33 protein-coding genes are annotated in these 25,823 nt (G+C 36.3%); 6 read left to right on the top strand and 27 right to left on the bottom strand.

Annotated elements, in window-relative coordinates; all coding sequences use genetic code 11:
* Window positions 1-279 precede the first annotated feature (279 nt).
* Window positions 280-750 carry a 30S ribosomal protein S7 gene (rpsG, locus tag K1I61_RS06730; protein ID WP_004250722.1) on the bottom strand — a complete coding sequence of 157 codons (471 nt, stop codon included), beginning with the start codon at window positions 748-750 and terminating at the stop codon, window positions 280-282.
* 19 nt (window positions 751-769) lie between these two features.
* On the bottom strand, window positions 770-1,183 hold the full coding sequence (gene rpsL, locus K1I61_RS06725; RefSeq protein WP_001142332.1) for a 30S ribosomal protein S12: 414 nt from the start codon (window positions 1,181-1,183) through the stop codon (window positions 770-772).
* Window positions 1,184-1,525: 342 nt separating this feature from the next.
* On the opposite strand from rpsL, the gene K1I61_RS06720 reads away from it, so the two are divergent.
* The gene (locus K1I61_RS06720) at window positions 1,526-1,966 is read left to right on the top strand and encodes a LytTR family DNA-binding domain-containing protein (protein WP_223333913.1); all 441 of its coding nucleotides are present in this window, start codon (window positions 1,526-1,528) and stop codon (window positions 1,964-1,966) included.
* On the top strand, window positions 1,963-2,421 hold the full coding sequence (locus K1I61_RS06715) for a DUF3021 domain-containing protein (RefSeq protein ID WP_223333914.1): 459 nt from the start codon (window positions 1,963-1,965) through the stop codon (window positions 2,419-2,421). Before K1I61_RS06720 ends, K1I61_RS06715 begins: the two co-directional genes overlap by 4 nt.
* Before the next feature lie 39 nt (window positions 2,422-2,460).
* Here K1I61_RS06715 and mutS read toward each other — a convergent pair whose 3' ends face one another.
* Window positions 2,461-4,995 carry a DNA mismatch repair protein MutS gene (gene mutS, locus K1I61_RS06710; RefSeq protein ID WP_223333916.1) on the bottom strand — a complete coding sequence of 845 codons (2,535 nt, stop codon included), beginning with the start codon at window positions 4,993-4,995 and terminating at the stop codon, window positions 2,461-2,463.
* Between the two features lie 46 nt (window positions 4,996-5,041).
* Window positions 5,042-5,488 (bottom strand): arginine repressor, encoded by a 447-nt coding sequence (gene argR / locus K1I61_RS06705; protein WP_004250715.1) that lies wholly within the window; start codon window positions 5,486-5,488, stop codon window positions 5,042-5,044.
* 153 nt (window positions 5,489-5,641) lie between these two features.
* Here argR and argS point away from each other — a divergent pair, with 153 nt between their 5' ends.
* Both argS and K1I61_RS06695 read left to right on the top strand, forming a co-directional pair.
* The gene (gene argS, locus K1I61_RS06700) at window positions 5,642-7,333 is read left to right on the top strand and encodes an arginine--tRNA ligase (RefSeq protein ID WP_223333918.1); all 1,692 of its coding nucleotides are present in this window, start codon (window positions 5,642-5,644) and stop codon (window positions 7,331-7,333) included.
* 256 nt (window positions 7,334-7,589) lie between these two features.
* Window positions 7,590-7,838, top strand: a complete 249-nt coding sequence (locus K1I61_RS06695) for a hypothetical protein (RefSeq protein ID WP_024054288.1) — start codon at window positions 7,590-7,592, stop codon at window positions 7,836-7,838.
* Between the two features lie 34 nt (window positions 7,839-7,872).
* On the opposite strand, the gene K1I61_RS06690 is transcribed toward K1I61_RS06695, so the two are convergent.
* From K1I61_RS06690 to K1I61_RS06630, 13 genes are all read right to left on the bottom strand, one after another.
* Entirely contained in the window at window positions 7,873-8,082 is a 210-nt protein-coding gene (locus K1I61_RS06690) for a hypothetical protein (protein WP_223333920.1), read from the bottom strand.
* Window positions 8,083-8,152: 70 nt separating this feature from the next.
* Window positions 8,153-8,620, bottom strand: coding sequence for a class Ib ribonucleoside-diphosphate reductase assembly flavoprotein NrdI (gene nrdI / locus K1I61_RS06685; protein WP_223333922.1), 468 nt, complete (start codon window positions 8,618-8,620; stop codon window positions 8,153-8,155).
* A 75-nt stretch (window positions 8,621-8,695) separates the two neighbouring features.
* Window positions 8,696-9,226, bottom strand: coding sequence for an ABC transporter permease (locus tag K1I61_RS06680; protein ID WP_223333924.1), 531 nt, complete (start codon window positions 9,224-9,226; stop codon window positions 8,696-8,698).
* 61 nt (window positions 9,227-9,287) lie between these two features.
* Window positions 9,288-10,574 (bottom strand): response regulator transcription factor, encoded by a 1,287-nt coding sequence (locus tag K1I61_RS06675; protein ID WP_223333926.1) that lies wholly within the window; start codon window positions 10,572-10,574, stop codon window positions 9,288-9,290.
* Between the two features lie 2 nt (window positions 10,575-10,576).
* Entirely contained in the window at window positions 10,577-12,250 is a 1,674-nt protein-coding gene (locus K1I61_RS06670) for a sensor histidine kinase (protein WP_223334167.1), read from the bottom strand.
* Entirely contained in the window at window positions 12,228-12,842 is a 615-nt protein-coding gene (locus K1I61_RS06665) for a YesL family protein (RefSeq protein ID WP_042759558.1), read from the bottom strand. Before K1I61_RS06665 ends, K1I61_RS06670 begins: the two co-directional genes overlap by 23 nt.
* A gap of 535 nt (window positions 12,843-13,377) precedes the next feature.
* On the bottom strand, window positions 13,378-13,584 hold the full coding sequence (locus K1I61_RS06660; RefSeq protein ID WP_004250682.1) for a CsbD family protein: 207 nt from the start codon (window positions 13,582-13,584) through the stop codon (window positions 13,378-13,380).
* Window positions 13,585-13,620: 36 nt separating this feature from the next.
* Window positions 13,621-14,250 (bottom strand): Asp23/Gls24 family envelope stress response protein, encoded by a 630-nt coding sequence (locus K1I61_RS06655; RefSeq protein WP_223333927.1) that lies wholly within the window; start codon window positions 14,248-14,250, stop codon window positions 13,621-13,623.
* Between the two features lie 11 nt (window positions 14,251-14,261).
* Window positions 14,262-14,432 (bottom strand): DUF2273 domain-containing protein, encoded by a 171-nt coding sequence (locus K1I61_RS06650; RefSeq protein WP_142558776.1) that lies wholly within the window; start codon window positions 14,430-14,432, stop codon window positions 14,262-14,264.
* 11 nt (window positions 14,433-14,443) lie between these two features.
* A complete protein-coding gene (gene amaP, locus K1I61_RS06645) occupies window positions 14,444-15,007 on the bottom strand; it encodes an alkaline shock response membrane anchor protein AmaP (RefSeq protein WP_223333928.1) in 564 nt (187 codons plus the stop codon).
* A gap of 86 nt (window positions 15,008-15,093) precedes the next feature.
* Complete coding sequence (locus K1I61_RS06640) at window positions 15,094-15,333, bottom strand: GlsB/YeaQ/YmgE family stress response membrane protein (RefSeq protein WP_223333929.1); 240 nt, start codon at window positions 15,331-15,333, stop codon at window positions 15,094-15,096.
* Between the two features lie 203 nt (window positions 15,334-15,536).
* Window positions 15,537-15,875 carry a Cd(II)/Zn(II)-sensing metalloregulatory transcriptional regulator CadX gene (cadX, locus tag K1I61_RS06635; RefSeq protein WP_000711078.1) on the bottom strand — a complete coding sequence of 113 codons (339 nt, stop codon included), beginning with the start codon at window positions 15,873-15,875 and terminating at the stop codon, window positions 15,537-15,539.
* A gap of 11 nt (window positions 15,876-15,886) precedes the next feature.
* Complete coding sequence (locus tag K1I61_RS06630; RefSeq protein WP_006155128.1) at window positions 15,887-16,501, bottom strand: CadD family cadmium resistance transporter; 615 nt, start codon at window positions 16,499-16,501, stop codon at window positions 15,887-15,889.
* 28 nt (window positions 16,502-16,529) lie between these two features.
* On the opposite strand from K1I61_RS06630, the gene K1I61_RS06625 reads away from it, so the two are divergent.
* Window positions 16,530-16,715 (top strand): FanG protein, encoded by a 186-nt coding sequence (locus K1I61_RS06625; RefSeq protein ID WP_134805420.1) that lies wholly within the window; start codon window positions 16,530-16,532, stop codon window positions 16,713-16,715.
* Window positions 16,716-16,905: 190 nt separating this feature from the next.
* Here K1I61_RS06625 and K1I61_RS06620 read toward each other — a convergent pair whose 3' ends face one another.
* From K1I61_RS06620 to K1I61_RS06590, 7 genes are all read right to left on the bottom strand, one after another.
* Window positions 16,906-18,171 (bottom strand): tyrosine-type recombinase/integrase, encoded by a 1,266-nt coding sequence (locus K1I61_RS06620; protein ID WP_223333930.1) that lies wholly within the window; start codon window positions 18,169-18,171, stop codon window positions 16,906-16,908.
* Window positions 18,172-18,260: 89 nt separating this feature from the next.
* Window positions 18,261-18,521, bottom strand: a complete 261-nt coding sequence (locus tag K1I61_RS06615; RefSeq protein ID WP_223333932.1) for a MerR family transcriptional regulator — start codon at window positions 18,519-18,521, stop codon at window positions 18,261-18,263.
* Window positions 18,518-19,168, bottom strand: coding sequence for a replication protein (locus K1I61_RS06610; protein ID WP_223333934.1), 651 nt, complete (start codon window positions 19,166-19,168; stop codon window positions 18,518-18,520). The genes K1I61_RS06615 and K1I61_RS06610 overlap by 4 nt, the downstream gene beginning before the upstream one ends.
* A 266-nt stretch (window positions 19,169-19,434) precedes the next feature.
* Window positions 19,435-19,854 (bottom strand): hypothetical protein, encoded by a 420-nt coding sequence (locus K1I61_RS06605; RefSeq protein WP_223333936.1) that lies wholly within the window; start codon window positions 19,852-19,854, stop codon window positions 19,435-19,437.
* A 170-nt stretch (window positions 19,855-20,024) separates the two neighbouring features.
* Window positions 20,025-21,101: a cell division protein FtsK gene (locus K1I61_RS06600; protein WP_223333938.1), complete on the bottom strand. Its 1,077-nt coding sequence runs from the start codon at window positions 21,099-21,101 to the stop codon at window positions 20,025-20,027.
* Entirely contained in the window at window positions 21,101-21,415 is a 315-nt protein-coding gene (locus K1I61_RS06595) for a hypothetical protein (RefSeq protein WP_223333940.1), read from the bottom strand. Before K1I61_RS06595 ends, K1I61_RS06600 begins: the two co-directional genes overlap by 1 nt.
* Window positions 21,416-21,563: 148 nt before the next feature.
* Window positions 21,564-21,995 carry a sigma-70 family RNA polymerase sigma factor gene (locus K1I61_RS06590; protein ID WP_223333942.1) on the bottom strand — a complete coding sequence of 144 codons (432 nt, stop codon included), beginning with the start codon at window positions 21,993-21,995 and terminating at the stop codon, window positions 21,564-21,566.
* A 268-nt stretch (window positions 21,996-22,263) separates the two neighbouring features.
* Between K1I61_RS06590 and K1I61_RS06585 the strand changes: the two genes are divergently transcribed.
* A complete protein-coding gene (locus K1I61_RS06585) occupies window positions 22,264-23,616 on the top strand; it encodes a hypothetical protein (protein WP_223333944.1) in 1,353 nt (450 codons plus the stop codon).
* 315 nt (window positions 23,617-23,931) lie between these two features.
* Here K1I61_RS06585 and K1I61_RS06580 read toward each other — a convergent pair whose 3' ends face one another.
* From K1I61_RS06580 to K1I61_RS06570, 3 genes are all read right to left on the bottom strand, one after another.
* Window positions 23,932-24,702: a type ISP restriction/modification enzyme gene (locus tag K1I61_RS06580; protein ID WP_317627984.1), complete on the bottom strand. Its 771-nt coding sequence runs from the start codon at window positions 24,700-24,702 to the stop codon at window positions 23,932-23,934.
* Complete coding sequence (locus K1I61_RS06575) at window positions 24,669-24,845, bottom strand: hypothetical protein (RefSeq protein WP_223333945.1); 177 nt, start codon at window positions 24,843-24,845, stop codon at window positions 24,669-24,671. Before K1I61_RS06575 ends, K1I61_RS06580 begins: the two co-directional genes overlap by 34 nt.
* Window positions 24,846-25,022: 177 nt before the next feature.
* The gene (locus K1I61_RS06570; protein WP_223333947.1) at window positions 25,023-25,817 is read right to left on the bottom strand and encodes a hypothetical protein; all 795 of its coding nucleotides are present in this window, start codon (window positions 25,815-25,817) and stop codon (window positions 25,023-25,025) included.
* Window positions 25,818-25,823: the final 6 nt, after the last annotated feature.

The following is a 25,823-nucleotide window of genomic DNA, read 5'->3' as shown; positions in this document are numbered from 1 at the left end:
TCTATTCTATTATAACACGATTTCAATAAAAACGGATAGGCAGGACCCACCCGTTCTCAATGTTTATCTTGTTTAGTTGGTTTCAACTTGTGAGATGGGAAGTTGAATTGTACTTAAGAACGGACCGAGCTCAATTGAACCCGGGCTAAAAGCTCAAGTTAACTGATTTGAACCCGAGCGAGGCCCGGTGCAAAAAAGATAAACTGCTTTGTGTTCACGGAACACTGCATCAGTTTCCTATTTTTGCCTTGGGCCTTTGCCGCTCTTGGTATCATTTTCTTACCAACGGAAGTGTGCGAAGGCACGGTTAGCTTCAGCCATACGGTGAGTGTCTTCACGTTTCTTAACTGCTGCACCAGTGTTGTTAGCAGCATCCAAGATTTCTTTTGCAAGACGGTCTTGCATTGTGTGTTCACCACGAAGGCGAGCGATTGTTACCAACCAACGAAGTCCAAGTGTTGTACGACGTTCTGGACGAACTTCAACTGGGACTTGGTAGTTTGATCCACCAACACGACGTGCACGTACTTCAAGTACAGGCATGATGTTTTCCATAGCTGTTTCAAATACTTCAAGTGCATCGTTACCAGTAGCTTCTTTGATTTGCTCAAAAGCACCGTAAACGATTGAAGCAGCTGTACCACGTTTACCATCAAGCATAACGCGGTTGATAAGACGAGTAACTAATTGTGAATTGTAAAGCGGATCTGGCAATACTTCACGTTTTGGAGCTCTATTTTTACGACTCATTTCTCTTTATCCCCTTTCCTTATGCTTTTGGACGTTTAGTACCGTATTTAGAACGGCCTTGTTTACGATCGTTAACACCTGCAGTATCAAGTGCACCACGGACGATATGGTAACGTACCCCTGGAAGGTCCTTTACACGCCCACCACGAAGAAGCACCACGCTGTGCTCTTGCAAGTTGTGTCCGATACCTGGGATGTAGGCAGTAACTTCGATAAGGTTGCTCAAACGTACACGAGCAAATTTACGAAGGGCAGAGTTAGGTTTTTTAGGTGTCATAGTTCCAACACGAGTTGCTACACCACGTTTTTGTGGTGAAGAAACGTTTGTTTGAACTTTTTTATGACTGTTGTAACCAACGTTCAAAGCTGGTGATTTAGATTTTTCTACTTTTGATTTACGCGGTTTGCGAACCAATTGGTTAATTGTAGGCATCTACATTCTCCTGTGTTTTTTTATTTTTGGTGATGATACACTTGGTGACAGCTATCATCTGTGTGTACTTTTGCAACATTTGTCAGCACGTCCCTGTACACTCTTGAGAGACCAAAAGTAAAAAGTACCGTCTAACATTGTACCACTTTTTTTCTATTTTTGTCAATATATTTCTTCTTATTTTTTGACTTCTTTACTCTAAAATCTCTTTGAAAACGGTCACCTACCAGATAGACTCTTCAACCGACCACATAGACAGAGCTTCTTGTATTTGTCGACAAAATGGTGTTTAATAGATTTGTAAGTAAGAGATCTCTATTACAACTTTATAAAGGAGAAATTATGAAACTCAGACTTGATATTGATCAGCAATACACCGAAGAGCAAATCATCATAGAGGCACCGACCTTGTCCCCTAGAGTTCAAAAGGTTCAGGACTTTGTACAAAATCTTGAACAAAAAGAAACTCTTAAAGGAAAATACCAAGACCAGGTCTACTTGATTCAGATTAGCAAGATTCAGCGTGTATACATTGAAAATCGTAAGGTTCTGGCCGAAACGGATAGCCAAACCTATGCACTTGACATTCGTCTCTACCAAGCAAGTGAAATTCTACCTGCTTCCTTTATCCAAATTTCCCAATCGGAAATTGTCAACATTGATGCAATTAGTCATCTAAAACTAACCTCTAACGGCTTGATTGAAATCTATCTAAAAAACGAAAGTTTTACCTACTCATCTCGCCGTTACCTCAAAACCATTAAGGAGAAATTAGAACTATGAAAAAACAAGTATTCCACGATGCCACAACTGGTATCCTCATCGGCCTCACCCTATCTATTATCTTTTCTTTTATCCACTCACCAAGTAACTACGCACCTCTCAGCCCCAACTCTTTAATTGGGCAATTCATGACCCAACATCAGGTGCATGGATCACTCGTCTTACTTTACTGTCTGCTTATCTGGTCAGCTATTGGAGTACTCTTTAGTTTTGGTAGCCGTCTATTCGCTCAAGATTGGAGCCTTCTTCGTGCGACTGTCACTCACTTCTTCCTCATGCTACTAGGCTTTGTACCTTTAGCAATCCTAGCAGGCTGGTTCCCTCTTCACTGGACTTTCATCCTTCAACTCATCCCAGAGTTTGCCATCGTCTACCTCATCATCTGGACGATTCTCTACAAAAGAGAATCAAAGAAGGTTGCCCACATCAACCAACTATTAGCTCAGAAAAAATAAGACCTAAAAACCCACTCACAAAACGAAGTGGGTTTTTGCTTATAATTTTTGTTTTAGCTCTAATAAGAGATTCATGGCTTGCATCGGTGTCATATTGTACACATCTACTTGGGCCAACTCTGCTAGGATAGGATTTTCTTCTTTTTCATCAAAGAGAGACATTTGCTCATTGACAACATTCCTTTGATTGATAGAAATTGGATTTTCCTGGCCTTGGCTCTCTAGTTGAGTTAGAATCGCATCCGCTCTTTTTAGCAAGTCTGCTGGCAATCCTGCAATCTTAGCAACGTGAATACCGTACGATTTGTCTGCTGGACCTGGTTCAATCTTATGAAGGAAAGTGACCTGACCATTTTGCTCAAGCGTAGCCACGTGTACATTTACTAGATGTTCAAGACTAGCTTCCAGACTGGTTAATTCATGGTAGTGCGTGGCAAAGAGAGTCTTGGCACCAATATGCTCATGGATATACTCGATAATAGACTGGGCTAGAGCCATACCATCATAAGTTGCGGTTCCTCGACCAAGCTCATCAAAAAGAATCAATGAATCCTTTGTCGCATGACTAATGGCATTATTAGCTTCCATCATCTCTACCATAAAGGTGGACTGACCTGAAACCAAGTCATCTGCCGCTCCGATACGTGTAAAAATCGCATCAAAAATTGGCAGTCGAGCACTTTCCGCAGGGACATAAGAACCCATCTGAGCCATAACCGCTGTAATGGCTAGTTGACGCATGTAGGTTGACTTCCCGCTCATGTTCGGACCTGTAATTAGTTGAATACTAGTATCTTCATCCATCTGAATACTATTGGGAATATAGGTCTGAGCTCCCATGACCTTTTCAACAACTGCGTGACGACCATTTTGGATATCAATTCTAGACTCTTGCCCAAACTCTGGTCGAATCAGGTGTTGTTTTTCTGCAACTACTGCCAAGCCTTGCAAGACATCGACAGTAGCGATTCCTTGAGCCAGAGCCTGTAGGCGTTGGATATACTTGCCAACCTCCTCACGAATACGCATAAAGATTTCGTACTCTAGGTTTGCTGATTTCTCACGCGCCTCTAACATTTCTCCCTCTATACGCGCCAATTCCTCTGTCCCAAATCGTTCAGAGTTTTTCAGCGTAGCCTTACGGAAAAAGTGGGCTGGTACGTTACCTAGCTGCGAGTTGGTTACATGGAAATAGTAGCCGTCTTTTTTATTGTAGTCAATTTTGAGAGTATTGATGCCAGAGTTTTCTCTTTCCTTGGCCTCAATCTCAGCAATCCAGCTGGTCCCTTCCCTCAGCACACGACGGTATTTATCCAAGGTCTCATCAAAGCCCGTTCGGATAATACCACCTTCGGTAATCACGTGGGGGGCCTCTGGGGCAATGGCTGCACTAATGAGATTTTCCAACTCTGGGATAGCATCCAGTTGTTCAATTAGATAAGCGAGAGCTGGTTGCTCCATTCCTTCTAAAATGGTGCGAATTCGTGGAACACTTCCCAAGGTAGTCGCTAATTGCAAAAGATCTTTAGGATTACTTTTCCCAAAAGAAACACGACTAGCAAGACGTTCGATATCGTAGACTCCCTTGAGACTTTCTGTCAAATCACTGCGCTCAAAGAAATAATCCAGAAAGACTTGCACAACTTCCTGACGTTCTAAGATACGGTCCTTATCAATCAAAGGGCGTTGAATCCAAGAACGTAGAAGACGCATCCCCATGGCAGTTTTAGTCTCATCTAGCAACCAGAACAGGCTCCCTTGTTTCTTACCTGAGCGAGCATTTTCAACCAAATCAAGACTAGCCTTGGTCGCAAAATCCATCTGCAAGAAATCTTTGATTTCATAACGAATAACAGGTTTTAAGTGATTCAACTCTCGCATCTGCGTCCGATGAACATACTGAAGAAGTTTCCCACTAGCTGCTCCTTCAACAGTTGCCAATCTTGAATCCAACAGATGAACGTCTTCATATGTTTCTTGTTCATAGGAAAGCACTAGATTCATCTGACAACTGAGAATCTGTTCTTCTGCTTCAGACAAGTCGTAACCAATCACCACTTCTCTGGCCTTTAGATTACGGATTTCACCACAGACTAGAGAGAAATCTGATAATCCCGTTACATAGAAATCACCTGTCACTAGGTCCATATAGGCTAGTCCATACTGGGAACCTTCACGATCAATAGCCACTAAAAAGTTATTGTGACTATCTGGCTTACTACTATCAACCACTGTTCCTGGTGTAATGACCTGAACGACCTCACGCTTAACGACACCAACAGCTTGCTTAGGGTCTTCCATCTGTTCAGCGATGGCAACCTTGTAGCCACGCTCAACGAGGACATCAATATACTGTTGGGCAGAATGATAGGGGACACCTGCCATGGGAATCGGATTTTCAGCATTTTTATTGCGACTGGTTAGTGAGATTTCTAGTATCTGTGCAGCATTGACTGCATCTTCATAAAACAACTCATAAAAATCACCCATACGAAAAAGCAAAAAAGCATCTGGATATTGTTTTTTGATATCCACATACTGTTGCATACCAGGTGATAATTTTTCAGTAGTCATTTACTCTCTCCTTGTAAAAACAGTCCTGAGAGAAGCTCTCAAGACCTTATCTATCTTCCATTAACTCTAGCAAGCGTTCTTCCATGACTTTAGCTGCATGTTGATCTTTACAGATAACCAACAAGGTATTCGCTCCTGCAACAGTACCTAAGATCCACCCATCTTTATTTGAATCTACTACATTGGCTAAAACGGATGCTTCTCCAAGTTTAGTGTGGAGAACCAAGGTGAATTCGGCTCTTGCAACACCCTCTAAGTGATGTGAAAGGAATTCGACCAGATCAATCTTCTCTGTCTCATTTGCTAGCACATAGTAAACAACATCGTTTTTCTTAACTTTGGTTAAGCCAAGCTCTCGCAAATCACGGGATAATGTCGTTTGTGTCACAAAGACATCACAGGCTTCCAATCGATCTTGAATTTCCTTTTGAGTTCCTAATTTTTCTTCTGTAATCATTCGCTTGATGAGCTGATGACGTTCTCTTTTTCTCATAAGATCCTTTCAATTGCATATTTATAACATTTTACATTTTTTTAGTAAGAACATTATATCAAAAAAACTGGATATTTCAAAAAATATCTCTTCTTTCAAAAAAAATGTAGTAAATTATGATAAAATAGTAGAAAAGCCCTAAAGGAGCCTTAAATGAATACAAAAGAATTGATTGCTAGCGAGTTGGCTAGCGTCATTGATAGCCTGGACCAAGAGGCTATTTTAAATTTACTAGAAACACCTAAAAACTCAGATATGGGAGATATCGCCTTCCCTGCCTTCTCATTGGCAAAGGTCGAACGTAAAGCTCCTCAAATGATTGCTGCTGACATCGCTGAAAAGATCAATAGTCAAGCCTTTGAAAAGGTTGTAGCAACAGGTCCTTACGTCAACTTCTTCCTTGATAAGGCTGCAATTTCTGGTCAAGTTCTACAAAACGTTATCACTGAAAAAGAGCACTACGCTGACCAAGAGATTGGCAATCAAGAAAATGTTGTCATTGACATGTCTAGCCCTAATATCGCTAAACCATTTTCAATCGGTCACCTTCGTTCAACAGTTATCGGAGATAGCTTGTCACATATCTTCCAAAAAATCGGCTATAAAACTGTCAAGGTCAACCATTTAGGAGACTGGGGTAAACAGTTTGGGATGTTGATTGTTGCCTACAAGAAATGGGGTAACGAAGAAGCTGTCAAAGCTCATCCAATCGATGAACTTCTCAAACTCTATGTCCGCATTAACGCTGAAGCTGAGAACGACCCAAGTTTGGATGAAGAAGCACGCGAATGGTTCCGCAAGCTTGAAAACGGCGATGAGGAAGCTCTCGCTCTTTGGCAATGGTTCCGCGATGAAAGCTTGGTAGAATTTAACCGTCTCTACAATGAGCTACAAGTTGAATTCGATAGCTACAACGGAGAAGCCTTCTACAATGATAAAATGGATGCCGTTGTAGACATCCTTTCTGAAAAGGGACTATTAGTCGAATCAGAAGGTGCTCAAGTTGTTAATCTTGAAAAATATGGAATTGAACACCCAGCTCTTATCAAGAAATCTGACGGCGCAACTCTCTACATCACACGTGACTTAGCTGCGGCCCTCTACCGTAAAAACGAATACCAATTTGCAAAATCTATCTATGTCGTTGGTCAAGAACAATCTGCTCACTTCAAACAACTCAAGGCTGTCTTGCAAGAAATGGGTTACGATTGGAGCCAAGATATTGTCCATGTTCCGTTTGGCTTGGTAACAAAAGAAGGGAAAAAACTTTCTACTCGTAAAGGGAATGTTATCTTGCTAGAACCAACTGTTGCAGAAGCCATCAGCCGTGCTAAAGCGCAGATCGAAGCCAAAAATCCAGAACTTGAAAACAAAGACCAGGTCGCTCATGCTGTTGGGGTTGGGGCCATTAAATTCTATGACCTTAAAACTGACCGTACAAATGGATATGACTTCGACCTTGAAGCTATGGTATCCTTCGAAGGGGAGACTGGCCCTTATGTTCAATACGCCTACGCTCGTATCCAATCAATCTTGCGTAAAGCTGATTTCAAACCTGAAGCAGGTGCCAACTATAGCTTGAACGATGTTGAAAGCTGGGAAATCATTAAGCTAATTCAAGACTTCCCACGTATTATTAAACGTGCAGCTGATAATTACGAACCTTCTATCATCGCTAAATTTGCAATCAGCTTAGCTCAAGCCTTTAACAAATACTATGCCCACACTCGTATCTTAGATGAAAGTCCAGAACGCGATAGCCGTCTAGCCCTTAGCTATGCAACAGCAGTCGTCCTCAAAGAAGCGCTTCGTCTGTTGGGTGTAGAGGCGCCAGAGAAGATGTAACTCGCCAAAGTTACTTGATTGCAAAGCAATCTAAGTAACTAACGCCAAATCCTATTCGGACTTTGGCTAGGCGCCTCACTAGTCTTTCGATAGAAATATTATCGATTTCTACCGAAAGACGTCGTAATCTTCAAGTTACTGTAACTAAAATTCCTAATTGTTAGACGCTAGGCGCTTACAATACTATCACTCGAAAGGCGAAGGATATTCGTTTTTCTCTAACCACTTACTTCTTTATCACCTAGGGAGAATTTTTATGAGCCAGTATGCTTATATTCTAGTTGTTATCAGTCTTCTTTTTCTCTTTCTTGTCAACAAATATGAAAAAGAGAAACTTCAAAGACTGCTTCAGGACCAACTATTGAAAGATCAAGATTTTCGTGCAACTATCAAAGAAAAAATCCAAACGATAGAAAATATCAATGATGTCATTGATTACGTGAATAAAGGCTACCGTTTAGGGATTCCCATTGCAAAAGAAATCGTTGACGAAATTCGCAACTAACAAAAAGACTCGAGATGACATTTCTCGAGTCTTTTTATTTATTTCTGACAGCTAAGATTCCTACCAGGATAACAATCCCTAAGGATACCATGGTTCCAACTGGTGCTACATTTTCATCAAAAATTTTCTCAGAGAACAGTAGCAGAGCAATCGCTAATAGTAGCAAGGCACTGCATCGCATAATATCCTTGAAGCTTGGTTTGCGTTTTATATACTTTAAAAATGATCTCTGTAATTTACTCATTTGAACTGTTCTCTTTTGAAATAATTCTATGAACTATGGGATAAAAATCTAGCCTAGCAACTCTATCCTCTTACAAGGATTCAAGTTCATAAAGCTCTGCAATAATCCCAGCAACCTTCTTGATATCTCCTAGCATACCACGCATTTCAAAGTCAGCTAGGACTGGAAAACCAAAGCGCTGGCTATATTGTTTGGCGGTCAAACAGTATTGGTTGTTAAAATTGCGATTACCCGATCCTACGACACCAAAACACTTGCTAGCATTATCACCATATGCGATAAAGTCACCTACTGGAGTGGTCAAGATTTCCACATCTCCATTGTCAACCCCATTGCCACCTTCGAGGTAAGTCGGTAGAAAAGCCACATATGGGTTGGTCATCTCAAAGAAGTCTTCTCCTTCCTTGACCAAGTCTTTAATATGAATTTTTTCTACTTCAATGTTCGCATACTGCTCCAACAAATAAGCTTTCAAACGTGTTACAAAACTCTCCGTGTTGCCGCTTAGACTGATATAAACTAAGGAAATTTTTTTCATCTTTTCCTCCCTCTTTCTCGAATCCAAAAAAATAACTACCAAGATTGTATCTTGATAGTTATCCTTTGTCAACTCTTAGGCGAGTTCTTCCTCTTGAGATTCTGTTAATTCCTTTTGCTGACGCCATATTTTATAGAAGACGATTCCCAAAAAGATAACATTGATGACGATGAATATGATAGTGGTTACTTTTGACATGACTTCCATTCCTAAACGTAGGGTGTCATCTTTAATCAATTGCATAGCATCTTGTAAATTCATATTATCATGGACTAGTCCAACAATGGCTAGCAAGGCATATCCAACATAAGTGTAGTTCGCCAACTGCAGGTTCTTACGAATTAAGAAAACAAAGGCTACTACAACTAGGATAGCAGATAGAATAATGAGTATCGTGTTAAAAATAGAGTGAGATGACTCTGACACTTGGTGGGCATAGTTAACAGCATCTTCTATTTGTTGAGCACTAAGTGTCCCAACATTTTCTTGGCTAGCACGAAGGGCGTCCTTACTAGGTACTGGAGTGAATATTCCAACTACTGCCAAGGCTGAATTAATCGCTGATAAGACTAATAATACCCATAGATAGATTGGTTTCTTTTTCATAAAAGCAACCTCCTCATATTTTTGAATTTATTATAGCATATTTTAAGATGGATAACAAAAGTTAGAGGGTGACTTCAACCTGCTTGCGGTAGGCTTTCGGAGACTTTCCACATAGTTTTCGAAAGACCTTGTAGAAATACCCTACATTACTATAACCAACCGTATAGCAAATATCCTCAATACTATCGTTTGTAGACAGCAAGAGTTGCTGGGCTGCCTTAATCCGTTGCTTATTGAGAAGCTCAGCAAAGGTTGAATTGGTTTCCTTCTTGATTAATTGACCTAAATACACAGGATTGATAAAGAGATCCTTGCTGATATCCTTGAGAGAAAGTTCTTTTTTATAGTCTCTACCAATAACTTCAAGTACACTGACGACATTCTCATTCATACGATATTGACCAAAGAAGGACGTCAAGGTTTCCTTGGTATAAGCCACTAAATCTTCAAAGTTTGTAATGGCATGGATTCTTTTGACAATATCTGTCATATCATCTGCTTTCAAATGCTCAAAGAGATGGAAAACATCCATCACAAACTGAGTAAAGAGTTGCTTGGTAATGGACACCCTCGGTGTGTTCTCCAACACAATCTTCTCAAGTAGATTCAACTCTTCGATAATCTGCTGAAGATTTCCTTGGATAATAACTCGATAGATGGGTTCATAATAAGAAAAGAGGCTTTCAGATTGATCGAGATTTACAGTTCCATAGAAGAGTGCTTTTTCAACGTCAAATTTCCATTTTTCAAAGTTTGCCTGATAAGGTGACTCAAAAGGCATAACGAGTAAACCATCGAATTTCTGAGCTGCAATCACAATCTGCCAGTCCTGACCTAAAACATAGTAAGGAATGACAAAATCCCCTTGTTTCTCTTGGGAGAGTCCAATCCACCAGTTTTCTTTTTGAGACAGGTGTGCTTTAAATGCTTCGTCGTCTAACTTTTGACTTAACATTTCTGGCTCATGCACTTTCTCACGAAGCTGACCAAGGATTTTCTCAAGTAAATGCTCCAGTTCAACCTTATCAACTGGTTTGACAAGATAATCTACAACATTGAGGTTCATGGCTTTCTTGACATATTCAAATTCTTGATAGCCGGAAAGAAGAATATAGTAAGCCTCTGGCAAGAGTTCCTTCATTTCCCCAATCATTTCAAGTCCTGTCTTGCCAGGCATGTTGACATCAGAAATGACGATGTCTACAGGATGTTCTCGAACATAGTCCAAAGCGTCATCAGCATGGTTGGCTGTTGCAACGACTTCCATATCCCATTTTTCAAAAGGGATCAAACGCTTAAGTCCTTCTGTAATCATGTACTCATCGTCAACTAATAGTACTTTATACATGTTTATCCTTTCTCTTCATCCTGAATGGTGATTCTATATTGAACACCTTTTTGTTCAGCTGATTCTACATTGATGTTATAGCGGTCTCCAAAGTAGAGCACAAAGCGTTCGTGGATATTAACAATCCCAATAGACTGTTGTTCCCCCTTATAATCTGCTGTGTGTTCAAAGGTTCTTTGAGCCAGTTTAGCTTGAATTTCTGCTAGTTTTTCAGCAGACATCCCACGACCATTATCGGTTACTAAGATTTCGACATAGCCATCTTTTTTCAAAGCCTTGATACTGATAACATTATCTGTTCTTCTGTGATCAACTCCATGGGCAAAATAATTTTCCACTAACGGTTGGAGGGTGAACTTTGGAATACGCATTTCTTCCAATTCAGGGTCAATCTTAAATCCATAGGCAATGGATTTTGGATAGCGAACCATACAGAGATAACTGTACTTCCGACAAAACTCCACTTCTTGTTTGAGGGTCGTTTCTCGCTCGTCAGAGATATTATTGCGCAGGAGACTACTGAACTCATAGATGATATCTGCTAGTTCATTTTGGTTCTCCATTACTGCGTACATCCGCAAAAATTCCAGAGTATTGTACATGAAATGCGGATTAATTTGAGCTTGTAAGGCTCGCATGTTGGCATCTTTTTGATTGAGTTCCAGTTGATAAATATCGTGAATATTACTTTCTAGTCGATCCAACATATCATTTGTCGACTCAGCAATTAGTAGCAATTCCTGGTCCTTTTTATCTGTGTCGATTCTCTTGGTCTGCTCTCCCTTAGTAATGGCTTGGATAGAGTCCACCAAGTCCACAACCTGACTTTGATAGTCAGAAAAAGTCCTTCTTAAGGTCATATATAAAATGATGATAAAGAGGGTGCTCAAACCTAAAATAAGTGCCGAACTCGCTAAAGTCCCACTCCAAACATAATCCTTTGGTACAGCTACTCGAACTTGATAACCATGGGCAGTTGTTCCTACCAACCAAGACTCATTCGTTCCCTTCGCTCCAATATAGAACATATCTGTTTCATATGGTGCAATGACAGTTACTGCTACAGGAATTGTTCCCCTAGTGTTGTCAATCGCTTTATAGAGGACTTCTGGTTCTACGGAAATATAAATGACTCCAAGAGCCTGGTCCGAGATGGGATCAGACACTGGAACAGCGAAACTATTAGCGTCTGGCTTGAAGTTCTCAGCTGGAATTTTCTGTCCACCTCTGTTTTCTCTTTTGGAAACAAATACGTCTGTTGAATCCTGTAGAACAATCGAAATACCTGTCACAAAATCGTTTCGCACGTAAATATCATCGATATTTTCATAAATAGAAACTGAAATATAGGGTGACGCCTTGCGTTCTAACTGCCAGTAAAAATAATCCGGCGTACTGAGGCTAAAATACTTGTAAATTCCTTCAATCCGAGCTTGATTATCCACTAAACTCTGGGCTAGGCGAGTTGACTCCCGATAGTAGTATTCAACTTCATCGACTGTTCGAGCGAGAACACGCTGACCGACACGATTGGCTTCCCTTTCACGCATATCCCAGTCTGCATAAGAAATCAAGAGAGCAAAGCAGGAAATGATGATAATCATCACCAGACTATAGATTCTTAGGAGTGAGTGAAGGCGGAATTGTTTGGTCTTATTTGGTTGCCAATTTTTCATGAATACTTTCATAAACAGGCTCCAATAAATCACTAATAAAGAAGTGCCACATCCCAATACCTACAAAAGCGATGAGGGCTGGCATATAGAAGCCAATAATGGCTAACAAGACGCTACCAAGGAGAACCTTGGCCACTGCTGATAAACTCATAAAAATTCCGATAAAGGCAAGCTTTAGGGTGTTTTTATAGGACAATTCAAAGTAAACCTGTAACTTTAAAGATACCGTGTAGGCCAAAAATACCAAGGCTACTAAAAAGATATTTAGAAATGTTGCTGCCAAGTGGATAATGGTCTGGTTTGGCAACTGAATCATCAGATACAAGCCATAAATCAAGATGAAGTCAATCCCTATAAAGGTGTAGAAACTGAGATTACTTTTGACAAAATTGCTCTTAAATAAAGCCCATGCTTCCTTGAAACGATAAGCACGGTAAGAATAGCCGTTTTCAGCAAATAAACTCATGAGAGTTGCACTAGCGGGTGCTATACCAAAGACCACTCCTCCTGCTAGTGTCAATAACCAAAAATAAGCCGTCGCAATCATCCCCAAAAAGAAACGATGAAAGACTAGCTCAATGAAATTTCCCACGGTTTTCCTCCAAAAATTTAATCTAGTTTCATTATAACATATTTCAAGCGCTCTCAAAAACAGGAGCACTAAAAATAAATACATTTATTGGTTTAATAAGGATCTTTGTACTATAATAAAGATAGATAGAGATACCGATTAATGACAAAAGGGGTTTATAGAGAAAATAAACATCTTTGCAGATTAACTACTGACAATTTAAATCAATTATTGGATTAACAAAATAACGAAAGGAGTATGGACCATGACTGTTTATACTTTAAGAACTATATTGATGTTTATTTCGCTTGGAATAACTTTTTTCTCTGATAAATTGTTCAAACAACATGAAAAAAGAGGGAGAATGATTTGTGGTACAATCTTAGTAGTCGCCTACTTATTAACATATCTGTTCTAAGTCATTTTAAGAATACAGGAATTTATTTGTCCTGTATTCTTTTTTCTCTATAAAACGTGTATTGATAAAAACGAATAACAAAAACACCCCCAGTTAGGGAGTGTTTTCAAGGAAAATAGCAAGATTAGCTAAATTTTATTATTTAGCGTCGTCTTTTTTAAAGATGTTTTTAACACCTTCAACAGCGCCTTCAATTGCGTCTTTTGCATCTTCAGCGACTTCTTTCACTTTAGAAGCAACTTTTTCAGCAGCTCCTTCGCTTTCAAGTCCTTTGTCACCTACCAATTTACCAACGCCTTCTTTAACAGCTCCTGCTGCTTGGTTGAATTTTTCTTCTGTAGACATAAGTATGTCCTCCTTTTATTTTTTCTAAATTAGTAATTAGTGAACACGTGGTTCTGCTTTGGCTGCAGCATCTTTAACATTGTCAACGCCTTGGCCAACTTTTTCTTGAACGAATTCAGCGCCTTCACTAATTTTTTCTTGTGCTGCTGCGACACCTGAACCGATACCAGATTTCACTCTAGACAATTGTTCTGACGCGAACTCGCCTGTTGATTCTGCCACGTCAGTTACACGATCTTGAAGGCTAACTGAGTCTGCTTCATATTGCTCTTTAGTTTTGATATCAACAACATTAACGTTCACTTCAACTACTTCTAGATCAGTCATTTTCGCAACTTCTGATACGATAACTTCTTTAATTTGATTGTATAGAGTTGGAACGTTTTTTCTGTACTCTACGATAACGTTCAAGTCAACTGCTACTTGTTCTTTACCAACTTCAACTTTAACACCGTGTGTTACATCGTTAGTATTAACAAGTTTTTCTGTAAGATTTGAGAAGAATCCACCGTCAACATGTAATAGTCCTGGGACTTTTTCTAGTGAAAGACCGATAATTTTTTGAATAACTTTATCTTCGTAAGTTAATTCTCCTCGAACATTTTTAGAAACGACTACATCTTTCTTTTCAGTATCTACATTTACATTTTTTTCTACGTTTGACATATAAAACTCCTTTATTTATTTAAATAATTTTTCTGAACATAGTATCCGAATCCAATCCCTAATGTCCCACAAATTAAAACAAATAGTGTTTTAAAAAATCCAAAGGACAGGATGAAGCAAGCTAGAAGAATACCTGCTATACCACATAGAATTGGATATTGGTATTTTTTAAACAATTCCATTTTTTACTTCCTTACTTTACACGACTAACAATCTTCTTGGTTGCTTTTTGAGGGTCATATTCTTTTACTGAAACTTCCAGTTTAACCTCTCGATCCATACCAAAGAACTCTTTTAAGCCTCGAGTTATTTCATTTTGGACTACTTCAAATTTGTTAGCAATGTTATCTGAAAGAACAGCTGTACCTTCTACATAAACGAAACATTTCTTTTTTCGAGTATGTACTTTGATTTTTGGTTCTTTAATTATTCGATGTTCATTCAGTAAGCATCGAACAAACCCTTCGATAGCTGAATTTTTTAATTTCAATTTATCGTCTTTAGTTCCAAGTTTTATTTCTAGATATTGTCTAGGATAAAACAGGATTACTAACATCCATAATAAAACGAAGATAGATAGGACTAGAAGTCCCCAAAAGATATATCTAGCAAGATAATATTCAATAGCAGTCTGTCTCCAGCTAGCTAATTGAATTCCTAAATCACTAACTTGTTGGTAATCTATCAAAATAGGAAGGAAAATTGTCAAGACTAGAATACAGAAAATAAGTAATACTATTTTCTTTGATTTTGACATATAAAATCCTTTCAATTAAAGCACTAAACTATAGGTTTACCCGTCAATACTAAATTTAAATCTATAGTTTATGATTGAGTAAAAAGTTAACCTTTTTTACCCAAAAAGAATGATACTACAGCGACAACAATCACCGCACCAGCAATCGATGGAATAAGTGACATTCCCGCTAGAGAAGGTCCCCATGTCCCAAAAAGCGATCGACCGACGGATGACCCAATTAAACCAGCAAAAATATTTGCGATAATTCCCATTGAACCACCTTTTTTAGTAATTGCTCCTGCAGCGAGACCGATAAAGCCTCCGACAATAATGGACCACAACATAACGAGCCTCCTTTCTTCTTTTAACCAAAAAACTGTCTTTTGTATTCATAAAATATCTTTTGATTACATTCAGTATATCATAATATGAGAGCGTACACAAATTGTATGCTCACGAATATATGCTTTAATTATTGGTACATCAATGTTTTTAGAATGCTACATAATAAAAGGTAGAGTGAATGGTAGAGTAGTAAAAATAGTTGTTATCCTAGTTGATTAAAAAAATCTCTGATTTCCTCATCTTTTATAAAATAATATATAATTTTCCCCTCTCTTCTAGTGTCCAAGATGTTTTGATTGGCTAGTTTACGAAGATGGTGGGAGGCAGATGCCATACTGAGATTTAGTAAACAGGCTATATCACAGACACAGAGTTCTTCAACAGCAAGGAGATAAAAGATGATATTTATCTGTTTATTATCGGTAAACTTTGATAAAATACGAAGTGATTTTTGGACTTTTTCCTTTTCAAGGTAGTTCGTTGCGGTTGTAACGTTTTGTTGATTAATAACATCCACTTGGCAGATACTATCTTTTTTCATAATTTTTTCTCCTAGCCGAACACAGTCCTTAGCATATCAAAGCTGTTGTTTTCAATCAAGATATACATCCCCAATCCTAAATAAACAACGGCAATAAACCATCTGCTATATTTTTCCAAAGTTTCTCCAACAGAAGGGACTTGTGCCAATTTTTGGGCAGAAAAAACCAAGAGATAAATCATGACTAGAAAGGTAAGTAAAGCCACTATCAAATTCGCTAAATTTAAGGTAATAAAATATGGGACAAAAACACCAATATTGTCAGCACCACAACTCGCAAAAGTAATCATAGCGACTAGAAAAATCAGGTTTTTATCATCTTTGCGCAAACCATCTTTTGCAATAGCTTCTCCATCAGAATCTCCTAAAAGCAAAACTTTGAGTCCTAGGAAAATTGGAATCAAACCGAGCAAACCTAAAATCTCTTTACTAGGAATATAATTTAAGACAAATGCAAAAAGTAGACTTAGCAATATTAGACTAACAGAGCCTAGAAATTGTCCTAAATAGATGTTAATGATGTCTTTTCTGCTTTTTCTTTTGGCAAAAAATAACATTAGAATAATAAGTAAGTCTACGGCTGTCCCAGAATACAGGATTATTGAAGTAACAATATTTTGAATCATAAAACACCTCATTCAAATACATTTTTGAATGTATTCTAACATTAAACTTTGTAGATGTCAACTTCAGCTCCATCAAAATATAGATAAGAAGGTAGTGTACCAAACATTAAAAAGCCCTGCCATCGAAATGATAGCAGGGCTTAACTTCAATATCCAGATGATATATTTATCTAAAAAAGGTAGAGAAAAAGGTAGAGTTTGGACTGAAATATAGTGAAATGTATTGAAATTGAAAAAAGAAAAAACGCTTGAAATCAGCGTTTTTCTTATGTATTGATTCGTATTGAATGCTTACTTCACTTCTGTAAAGGTTGTGAATGTTATTTTAGCACTCTTTAAACGCAGTTATATCAACGTTTTCAGATTGTTCTATAGAAAATGTAGTCATAAATGTAGTCATTTTGCTATGCTGTCAATTTTGCAATTTCTTTGAGATAGATTTCAACTGCTTCTGCCTTCTTTTTCGGAGCCAATTCAGCATAAGTGTCCATTGTCGTTTTAATCGACTTATGCCCCATCCTTATCTGGAGCTCTTTCCAGTTTGCACCAGCATTCAGCATTAAAGAAGCATGTGTATGGCGGAAAAGGTGGAAACCATAGTTTGGTAGTCCCAACTCAGTCAAACGCTTTTTAAGCGTTGCACGTTCATTTCTGTCACACATATAGTTCCCGTAAATTGTAGGGAAAATTAGATCCACAGTTGGTAAATCATGACTCATAAAGTAATCACTCATCTCAGCATGAAAAACTTTCAAGTCATCTAAGACTTGTCTCGGGACTGCAACTCTTCTGTTACCAGAACCAGTTTTGGTACTGTTCTTACAAACAATCTCACCCTTAATCCCAAGTTTCTTATTTCCAGCTTTCCACATCAGCGTTTTGTTAACGATGATTTCATTGGAATCAAAATCGAGATCATGGATTGATAAAGCCAGAAGCTCATTGATTCGAAGCGCAGAAGCTAACAGCGTGTCGCAGATAATCTTGAATCTTCGATTTGCTCGAGTATCAGGAAGAGTATCAAGATAGTTCAGCCAAGTAGCCAAGTCCTCTCCATGCAATACCATAATTCTCTCCTTTACCACCTTTGGTTTTGGAGGGATTTTTACTGTCCGAGCTGGATTATGAGAAAGTTCGAAATTCGTGATCCCATAATCGAAAATATCACTGAGTTTATAGATAACTGCACCGAAATCTTTTGCGTGTCCCTTTTTGGATTTTTTTACACCCGATTCAACAGACTTTTTAGATTGTTGAGCTAATTTATTAACCCAAATCTGAATATCCGCGGATTTTATCTCTTCAGGCCTATATTCTCCAAACTTAGGGATGATATAGGTATCAAGGTAACTTCGAACTCGATTAATCGTATTCTGAGAAGTCACCCAAGTTACAAAACTGACAAACCAGGCTTCAGCTAACTCCTCGAAATTATTAATTAACAATGTTTCTTTTAGAGTTGATCCCTTTGCTTCAAAATCAATACGAGCTTGAATGATTTTCCTATCAAGGCTTTTTAGAGTTTTAGCCGTTATAGAGGATGTAACTTTTTTTCCAGTTTTAACATCTAAACCAATATATACACCACGTTGCGTATAGCTAATAGTTCCATTACTCTTGGTAGTTTTAATGACTTTTCGATTGTTGTGAATGATAGTTTCTTTCTGCATAGTAGCCTTTCACGTTCGGATATATAAAAGGCTAAAATAACAACCTCACACTATTTATGTGATATTACTATTTTAGCACAATTTTATAATTAGGGAGTTAAATAGTTCAGCACATCCTCCATTTTGTAAAAAACAGTTCGAGTCCCCTCAATCGGTGGTTCTAGACGCTTGAGTCCCGTCTTCTCCCATGATTTTAAAGTGTTGGGAGAAATATGAAGAATGGAAAGTAGTTCTTTTTGGGTAAGAATATTACAATATTTACTTTTATGATTATAACGTTGAACTAGTGTCAACATGATAGTCAATAAGTTCTCAATATGGTTCAATTTTGTTAATTCACTAGAATTCATCTATCTAGTTCTCCATTCCGTTCTTTTTGAGTTTTTTTAAGTCGTGGAAGTAACTTATTCTTTTCAAGTTCTTTATATTGTTTTTCGTAGTTACTATACCTCTTTGAATCGATAAGCCTTGAAAAGAAATAGCTCTTATTCATGATCAACCGCAAAAGATTAGGATCGTGTGCGCGAGCATAGCTTACCAAACTACCAAATTCTACAAATCCCATTGTATCAATCACATCAATTGCCTGAGCTAAGAAGAATTCATGATCATTTTTTAAAATAAATTTTTCTCGATCAAATCCACAACCGCATTCAATATCATTGACATCATATCTAGTTTTTTCCGGATTATCGGCATGTGTGAAATAATTATACAACCCTGATGGAGACATCACAATCTCAATATGGGCTGGAGTATTCAAATTTTCAGTCAACAATTCAGAAACTTGAGAGTAGCTCTTGAGAGAATCGAAGAATAGCACACCATGTTTATGAGGTTTCTTAAATTCCCCCGTTTCTTTGTTTACATCTTTGTCATGCCAAGGACTTAAAGCATATGGAGTTCGCATGCGTTCAAGAATGTCTAGATAGTTTTCTGGCATACTATCTTTATAAAGTAAGAAGGTCCACTTACTAGCACGTCTATTTGTATTCATAGAAATTACCTCTTTTATTGATTTAATTTTCTCTATTATTCATTTCTAGGGACTCCCTTTATTCAATAGTGAGAAATATTTGTCAGATGATTTGTAGCTTAACATCATTTTCACCTATCACTAATATTTAAATGCAACAATCAAACCTTTTGATTATTGATTACTACTCTATTGGGGGCTGTCGTAGTAGCCCCAATAGGAATAAATATTTTTGGAAAATAGAGTGTATTTGACATTCACTACGTGTGTCAAACACTCTATTTTCACTATCTTTTTGAACCTTTGTAAAACAGTCTATTTCCAATTCTCTCTGGAGATGAAAAATAGAATTTAGGATTGTAATTCGAGATTTCTTCCTTAACATGTGATTCCATATTTCTAAAAATTTGCTGTGATTGCTGAGATGCAGGATATTTTAAAACAACTAGCACACTCTCATTTCGTACATCAACAATACAATTTGAGAGTGATTTATTGAAATCCCGTAAAATTTGATTTCTTTGAAAACTATTTGCAGAAGGTGATGAAGCTTCGTGTTGTATTAAAAAATAACGTAATCTCATAGTTTGTTTCACTGATTCAATATAATTAGATATTTTATCTGTTTTATACCTATCTATCAGCTCAATTATTAATAAAGTTGAAAGTAGCATAAACAGTAAAATGCCGATTAATAATAATAGCATAGAAATCAAATGTAGCTTACTTTGGATTATAGTAACTCTTTTGGAAAAAATTTCATTGTTAAGCAAAAAAATCAAGATGTGGAAAGTGAAACTTAAGACGATACTGAGAATTGCATAAATAGACAAATATCGTATTATGTTAAATGTCTTTTGATAAAAAGCCTTTTGCATTATAAAATTCCTTTTTTAGTAAAATACGTTGGGCACAGTAAAGGTAGCACCTGATAAGGATGCTCATTATCAATAATTTGAATTAATCCTGTACCTTTCCCAATAGGAATCACAATCCCTTCTGGATCCAGATCTGGAAATAAAAATTGTGTTGTTTTTTGGTTGATATTCCCAATTTGAATGAGTACATTCATTTGTTCTCGAACAGAGACCGGGATTGTGTTATGATCAAAACGCTGACTAACTAATAAAAGATGTACTCTGGTCGCTCGTCCGAGAAGTGCAACTTGGGATAAGAGGGAAAAGAAAGATTCTTTTATCGTTTTATTAACACCTTCAGAAAGCGCGAGAACTTCGTCTATTACAATAGTTAAATGTTTAAACTCTTGATCTGGATTATCATAGAGAATTTCTTGACGTTCTTGGATAAGATTCAAACATGAACTTAGATTTTCATTTATCTCTGATACAAAATCTGACTTAGATCGATTTCTTTGAGGATGGAGAACAGGAAATCCATTTTCCCGGGCCCAACGACTAGGTGTATCAAACTTAGGATCCACAATAATCAAGTCAGAAATATTTTTGAGCATAGTCATAAAATAGGTCAGAGCATAAGACTTACCAGAACCGCTGTTTCCTGCAATAGCCATCGAAGTTACTTTGTTGTAGTCAAGAGTAAGATTTTTCATGATTGGAATAAAATTCCCTTTTTGATTACCTACGAATTCTTCTAAATCAGAAATTACTAGGCGTTCAGATATACCGTTTTTCCAAGGAAAGAAGAGCCCACGCTGGACATGAATGTCATCTGTATCTAATGCCACAAAATATGCTGAATTTTGTTTAAGGAGAGTAAAACGAGGATAAAGAGCTGCATTAGCAATCAGAAAAATCTTCTGATAAAGTTCATCGTCAATGATATATCCCGCCGGTAATCGTGGGATAAATAGAAAACCATTTTGCATATTTTTTATAGTAAAAGAGTTAGTATAGCTTGTTTCTCCCTCCATAATACTGCCAAGCCCCATATTTAGGGCTTGGAGCAAATACTGAGCAAGTTCTTTATTAGTCATTATTTGACCTCTTTAATGCCATCCGCACGGAAATAGACATTGTAGCCTACCTCACAGGCTTCTAATCCATCAAAGTCAACCATCGCTAGATAAGACGGAAGAGCAACTTCAGATTCAAATTTCACTTGAAACGGTGGCAACCCTTTTTGAGAGAACCAGGCTTTGTGACCGATAATCTCACCAGTTGGTTGACCATCTTCAAACTTGATTTGCGGTTCAAATTCAGTACTCAAGCAATGAATCGCTTGCTTCTGATCAACATATTGCTTAGCTGTGTTGGCGGAATAGCCATTTTTACGGTTACGTGTTTTCATAGATTTCACCATTTATCTTTCTTTTTTTAATTTGAAATAATATTTTCATTTATAGGCCTGAGACGAGTTTACTCTAAATCATAATTTCTTACCTCCTATCTATTAGGAGAAAAAAAGCAGGAAATTGGTAATTCCTGCAAAAAATTTTTTATAAATATTTTCCTAGCTCCTCCTTCAAAAGTTTACAAGTAGCTTCATAATGAGTTTTAACTGTTTTATGACTCTTGAAAGATGTTTCTTTAGTCAGCTGTAAAGCAGATTTCCCATAAAGCGTCATTCCTAAAAAGATATGAAGATCATCTTTAGGGAGTTTAGATAATGCATTATCTAGATATTTATTGCGTTCGTTGACCAGCAATTGTTCAAGTGGATTATACGTGTTATCAGTATATAAATCTAAGAGTTCTGTATCTTTCCCTTCAGTTACAACTAATGTATTTAAACTACATAAATGATTTTGTCTGTCTTTTCGTTCAAGATTAGAAAGCGTTTGATCAAGCAAATGTGATACTGTTTTCCAATCATTCTTTTTGGCGGCCTCTAGCAGTTTAGTATTGCGACGTTCTTCAATTTTTCCCATATTGTCTCTTTTCTAACAGTCCAAATTAGATAGAAAGAAACATTTATGAGCAAACATCGAATGCCGAAAGATGGTGATGGCACACCAAAGAAACGGCGAAACAATTCTATGCAAGATATAATCATTGTTATCATATCGTCATATCAGTTTCAATCCGTCTATTTGATGCGCATCAAAAAGAACTGTAAATTTTTGAGGTAAAACTACCTCTTATTAAAATTATAAATAAAAAACATGGTATAATTATGGTTAATAACAAAAAAGAAAGATGGAAAAATACCACGTTTTTAAAAAAATGAAATTTAAGAATTGTAAAAAGTACTTAATAGAGTCTGCTTCTATAAGACTTGATTGTAAGATTGATGCTATTAACAAAGAACGTCGGGAAATAGCTAATACAGAATTTTTTTGGGAATATGGGAGAAAAAATAAAAAGAAACCAAAACCTAGATATCCCATGTTATCTAACCGAGAAATTTGTCCGACTAACGCTCCGTTAATAGGCCAAATTAGAAGTGGTAAAATTAATAAAAAAAATCCTTATCTATTTACTCCGACGACAATAATAGATATTTACAATAATTGTAAATTTAATCCTTGTAAATCTAGTGTAGGATTAAGAAAAGATGAATTACACCGATTTCGAAAAAGTAATCTAATGTATGAATCATATGATGAAATTTTTTTCGGAAGTTCAAAAGAGCAGCATTACTTAGACAAATTTTTCCCTACTGCGTTTGTTCTTGATATTCTATATGAAAAGTACGATGAAAATTTATGGAGATTAGTTTTAGGATACGTTCCACTGAACATAGTATTTGAAAAATTGATGATAGATGTAAATGATGTGAAGAAAATTTATCAAATACTAATTAGGGATCACTGGGAGCTTCTAATGACTGGAGTTTTTAGGTTTATTAATCGATTTTACTTGTTCAATAATGGTAATATTTTTTCGATAGACATAAAAAATTTTATTCAATACTATAACTCAAACTTTCCTGTCAAATATGAAGGTGAGAACCGATTAGCAAAAATAGAAAACGTATTAATGTCCTACTATGATGATGTTTTGAAGGATAAATTAGAAGAGTATGTAGATGAATTTATCGATGTAGAATATTATAGTTTGAATTCTATTATTTCAATACAAAGAAAAATGGCAGAGATTCAAAAAGCTATAATTGATTCTGGTCGCTTGGAGTATATGGATATTTATTGTTCCCCAGAGGAAGAAATATTTTTATCAATACTTGAAGATAAAAATAAAGATGAAAAATTTTATGATGATGAAGCAAAGTTGCTTCATGCAACTAGGATAATAAATTATATAGATTGTATTCTTACGGAGTTAACGATATATCAAAGTGAAATAGAAGATAATGCCCATTGGGATGGGAACTATCTTGGATACGTTAAAAAATATGAACATGGAGAAGAAATACTCGATTATTTTCAAAATGGGAATCTGTCTTGTTTAAGAAAACTAATCAAAGAAACAATTAAATCTTATGGAGAGTTTCATGATTTAAATAAAGAGATGTATAAAAAACAACATCCAGATAGTTATATTTCAACAGAGAGTAGAAAATTTAAACATAGAAAATTTAAACATAAATAATTTAAGATGTTTTTCGATAATAAACTATGTTGTATTATAATTTATTCAAATTATTTTGCATTGATTATGAGATTTATAAGTAACAAAAAAAGCCAAGGCAATTTTTAAAATTACCTTGGCTCTTTGAAAATACTCAAAGTTTACTGATATATTTAAAATTTCTTGTATCGTTTAGTTATCCAGTTTGTACAACTATAGTCAACAAACTCGATTGGATTAGTTTTTAATAATATATTAAAAATTTTCAATGTTATAAATAGCAACTAAAAAACACAAAGTATAATATAAAAGGTTCATGAACTAACAACCATCATTTTACTCCTCCACCTCAAATTTAGGCAAACTATTAATTAATTCAACCGTTTGGATAGACACATTGATGATTCTTAATAGCAAATTGAAGATATACTTTTCATCATCACTATAATCATTTGGATCATCTGTAATTCCTGATTTTTTATCAGTTTTTACTTGATACTGATCAATAATCCATTCAATAGCAGAGCGTCCATTTACAACATATTCATACGCTTTTTCTGGAATATTACTAATGGTGATGTCACTGTTAAATATTATTGTCGATAAGTCATTCACCAATTTCCCATTCTCGTCACGTTTTTTAGCGAATCTCATCTTGGTTACTTTGTAATTTGGATTAACGAATGGTGTAATCTCCACACCTTCATAAACAGGAACTTCTTCATAGTTGAGATGTAATTCCATCAATTTCTGACCAACTTCAACATACTTTTCTTTATTCTTAACAATAGGAATTCGAGCTAAGTCTTTCTTCAAATCATTAGCATACTTTTCCTGGTATTCCCTAGAATTTAGTAATCCATATACATAAGCAAATGTTTCATCAAGACTTAATCCTAACTTATCAGCAAACGTTTGATTCATATTATCATTGTTTTTGAACAATGATATTTCATCAACTTCATTGTCATAACGCATAAAGCCTTGGCCATTCATTTGTAACTGGATATCAGGCAGTAAATTAGTTACAATAACAGAAAAGTCACGTGAAGTTCCACGACCAGTTGTTACAATCACAATATTCTCTTGTCCAAATTTTTTTGCCATTGACCTGGACTTTCAATTACTTCATTTTGATATGTAGGCTCATTTTGAAAATATGCACGTGCTAGATATTCAAAATATGTTCCTCGATCTCGCTGTGTTTCAGCAAGTTCATTAATCTGATGTACTAAATTATCAAAAGTCATTTTATTTCTCCGTTTTGAAAGATAAACTATTATTTAAATAGTAGCCAACCAAAAGCTTAGAATACTGTTTTTGTTACTATTATACCATACTTAGATAATTCATATTATTGCTATTTATAATCAGTAAAATAGCAACTATAAGAATAGTTGCTACAGAATTTTATGAAGGTGTTTAATTTATAGTTGGATTACTTTTAATAGCTTAGAATGAATTATTTTCCCATTAAAATACGATAATTTTTTTTCGATTTCAGAGATAAAAGCTATTCTAGCAGGAACAGATTTTTCCTTAGAATTATTTACATCGAAATCTTGCTCGCAAGGAATAAAGTTTAATTCATCCGATAAATGATTGAAAACAATTTTTGGAATTTTTAAACTACATAGATAATACCTAGTTTCATCATTTCGAAAAATTCTTAGGTAGAAGTTGTTCCACTTATCTTGCACTAGAAACAATCTGCATTCTCCATAATACATTACAAGATGGTCAGATTCTTCCATTTTTCTTAACTGTAATGATCTTCGAGGCAAGTATTTTCTAATACCATTTTCATTTGTCAATTCGTAATTTTCATCATCACCTTCATCAACATCAACATCATCATTAGGATTTTGATTTTGATGTAGATTTACCACAATTATTCTATCATCTAAAATACGTTCTAACATTTGTTCAGCTCTGTCAGGAGCGATTTGATCATAGAATACTCTTAATTCTCTTCTAGCAGCAGGTTTAAGTAAGTACTCACAATTTTCTGTATGAACAGAGTTGGGGTAAGCAGCAAGGTAAATTCCATTACTATTCTCTTTTATAGATAATCGTACTTGTTTACACCCAGGACATAGTAGTTGACCTCTGTATCTGTCTCTTGTTGCTTGTTTGTTTCTATAGAATTCCTCTTCTAGTACGTGAAGTTCAAGTATTTCATTGTTGCTTATACAGTACTGATATTTATTTGTTTCAGGCATAATTAT

The organism is Streptococcus infantis (assembly GCF_019929665.1).
Lineage (GTDB): Bacteria > Bacillota > Bacilli > Lactobacillales > Streptococcaceae > Streptococcus > Streptococcus infantis_H.
The sequence above is the reverse complement of the archived record's forward strand: the minus strand, read 5'-3'. Positions and strand labels throughout refer to the sequence as shown.

Excerpts from the sequence above, each read along its gene's own strand:
- K1I61_RS06680 (WP_223333924.1), bottom strand. The coding sequence starts at position 9,226 with ATGAAAAAGAAACCAATCTATCTATGGGTATTATTAGTCTTATCAGCG.
- K1I61_RS06595 (WP_223333940.1), bottom strand. The coding sequence starts at position 21,415 with ATGAAAACACGTAACCGTAAAAATGGCTATTCCGCCAACACAGCTAAG.
- rpsL (WP_001142332.1), bottom strand. The coding sequence starts at position 1,183 with ATGCCTACAATTAACCAATTGGTTCGCAAACCGCGTAAATCAAAAGTA.
- nrdI (WP_223333922.1), bottom strand. The coding sequence starts at position 8,620 with ATGAAAAAAATTTCCTTAGTTTATATCAGTCTAAGCGGCAACACGGAG.
- K1I61_RS06600 (WP_223333938.1), bottom strand. The coding sequence starts at position 21,101 with ATGACTAATAAAGAACTTGCTCAGTATTTGCTCCAAGCCCTAAATATG.
- K1I61_RS06570 (WP_223333947.1), bottom strand. The coding sequence starts at position 25,817 with ATGCCTGAAACAAATAAATATCAGTACTGTATAAGCAACAATGAAATA.
- K1I61_RS06575 (WP_223333945.1), bottom strand. The coding sequence starts at position 24,845 with ATGACTTTTGATAATTTAGTACATCAGATTAATGAACTTGCTGAAACA.
- K1I61_RS06615 (WP_223333932.1), bottom strand. The coding sequence starts at position 18,521 with ATGAATTCTAGTGAATTAACAAAATTGAACCATATTGAGAACTTATTG.
- argS (WP_223333918.1), top strand. The coding sequence starts at position 5,642 with ATGAATACAAAAGAATTGATTGCTAGCGAGTTGGCTAGCGTCATTGAT.
- K1I61_RS06610 (WP_223333934.1), bottom strand. The coding sequence starts at position 19,168 with ATGAATACAAATAGACGTGCTAGTAAGTGGACCTTCTTACTTTATAAA.
- K1I61_RS06590 (WP_223333942.1), bottom strand. The coding sequence starts at position 21,995 with ATGGGAAAAATTGAAGAACGTCGCAATACTAAACTGCTAGAGGCCGCC.
- mutS (WP_223333916.1), bottom strand. The coding sequence starts at position 4,995 with ATGACTACTGAAAAATTATCACCTGGTATGCAACAGTATGTGGATATC.
- K1I61_RS06720 (WP_223333913.1), top strand. The coding sequence starts at position 1,526 with ATGAAACTCAGACTTGATATTGATCAGCAATACACCGAAGAGCAAATC.
- K1I61_RS06625 (WP_134805420.1), top strand. The coding sequence starts at position 16,530 with ATGTATTCTAACATTAAACTTTGTAGATGTCAACTTCAGCTCCATCAA.
- K1I61_RS06650 (WP_142558776.1), bottom strand. The coding sequence starts at position 14,432 with ATGGAATTGTTTAAAAAATACCAATATCCAATTCTATGTGGTATAGCA.
- K1I61_RS06620 (WP_223333930.1), bottom strand. The coding sequence starts at position 18,171 with ATGCAGAAAGAAACTATCATTCACAACAATCGAAAAGTCATTAAAACT.
- K1I61_RS06690 (WP_223333920.1), bottom strand. The coding sequence starts at position 8,082 with ATGAGTAAATTACAGAGATCATTTTTAAAGTATATAAAACGCAAACCA.
- K1I61_RS06695 (WP_024054288.1), top strand. The coding sequence starts at position 7,590 with ATGAGCCAGTATGCTTATATTCTAGTTGTTATCAGTCTTCTTTTTCTC.
- K1I61_RS06630 (WP_006155128.1), bottom strand. The coding sequence starts at position 16,501 with ATGATTCAAAATATTGTTACTTCAATAATCCTGTATTCTGGGACAGCC.
- argR (WP_004250715.1), bottom strand. The coding sequence starts at position 5,488 with ATGAGAAAAAGAGAACGTCATCAGCTCATCAAGCGAATGATTACAGAA.
- amaP (WP_223333928.1), bottom strand. The coding sequence starts at position 15,007 with ATGTCAAAATCAAAGAAAATAGTATTACTTATTTTCTGTATTCTAGTC.
- K1I61_RS06585 (WP_223333944.1), top strand. The coding sequence starts at position 22,264 with ATGGAAAAATACCACGTTTTTAAAAAAATGAAATTTAAGAATTGTAAA.
- K1I61_RS06670 (WP_223334167.1), bottom strand. The coding sequence starts at position 12,250 with ATGAAAAATTGGCAACCAAATAAGACCAAACAATTCCGCCTTCACTCA.
- K1I61_RS06715 (WP_223333914.1), top strand. The coding sequence starts at position 1,963 with ATGAAAAAACAAGTATTCCACGATGCCACAACTGGTATCCTCATCGGC.
- K1I61_RS06655 (WP_223333927.1), bottom strand. The coding sequence starts at position 14,250 with ATGTCAAACGTAGAAAAAAATGTAAATGTAGATACTGAAAAGAAAGAT.
- K1I61_RS06640 (WP_223333929.1), bottom strand. The coding sequence starts at position 15,333 with ATGTTGTGGTCCATTATTGTCGGAGGCTTTATCGGTCTCGCTGCAGGA.
- K1I61_RS06675 (WP_223333926.1), bottom strand. The coding sequence starts at position 10,574 with ATGTATAAAGTACTATTAGTTGACGATGAGTACATGATTACAGAAGGA.
- K1I61_RS06580 (WP_317627984.1), bottom strand. The coding sequence starts at position 24,702 with ATGGCAAAAAAATTTGGACAAGAGAATATTGTGATTGTAACAACTGGT.
- rpsG (WP_004250722.1), bottom strand. The coding sequence starts at position 750 with ATGAGTCGTAAAAATAGAGCTCCAAAACGTGAAGTATTGCCAGATCCG.
- K1I61_RS06660 (WP_004250682.1), bottom strand. The coding sequence starts at position 13,584 with ATGTCTACAGAAGAAAAATTCAACCAAGCAGCAGGAGCTGTTAAAGAA.
- cadX (WP_000711078.1), bottom strand. The coding sequence starts at position 15,875 with ATGAAAAAAGATAGTATCTGCCAAGTGGATGTTATTAATCAACAAAAC.
- K1I61_RS06605 (WP_223333936.1), bottom strand. The coding sequence starts at position 19,854 with ATGCTATTATTATTAATCGGCATTTTACTGTTTATGCTACTTTCAACT.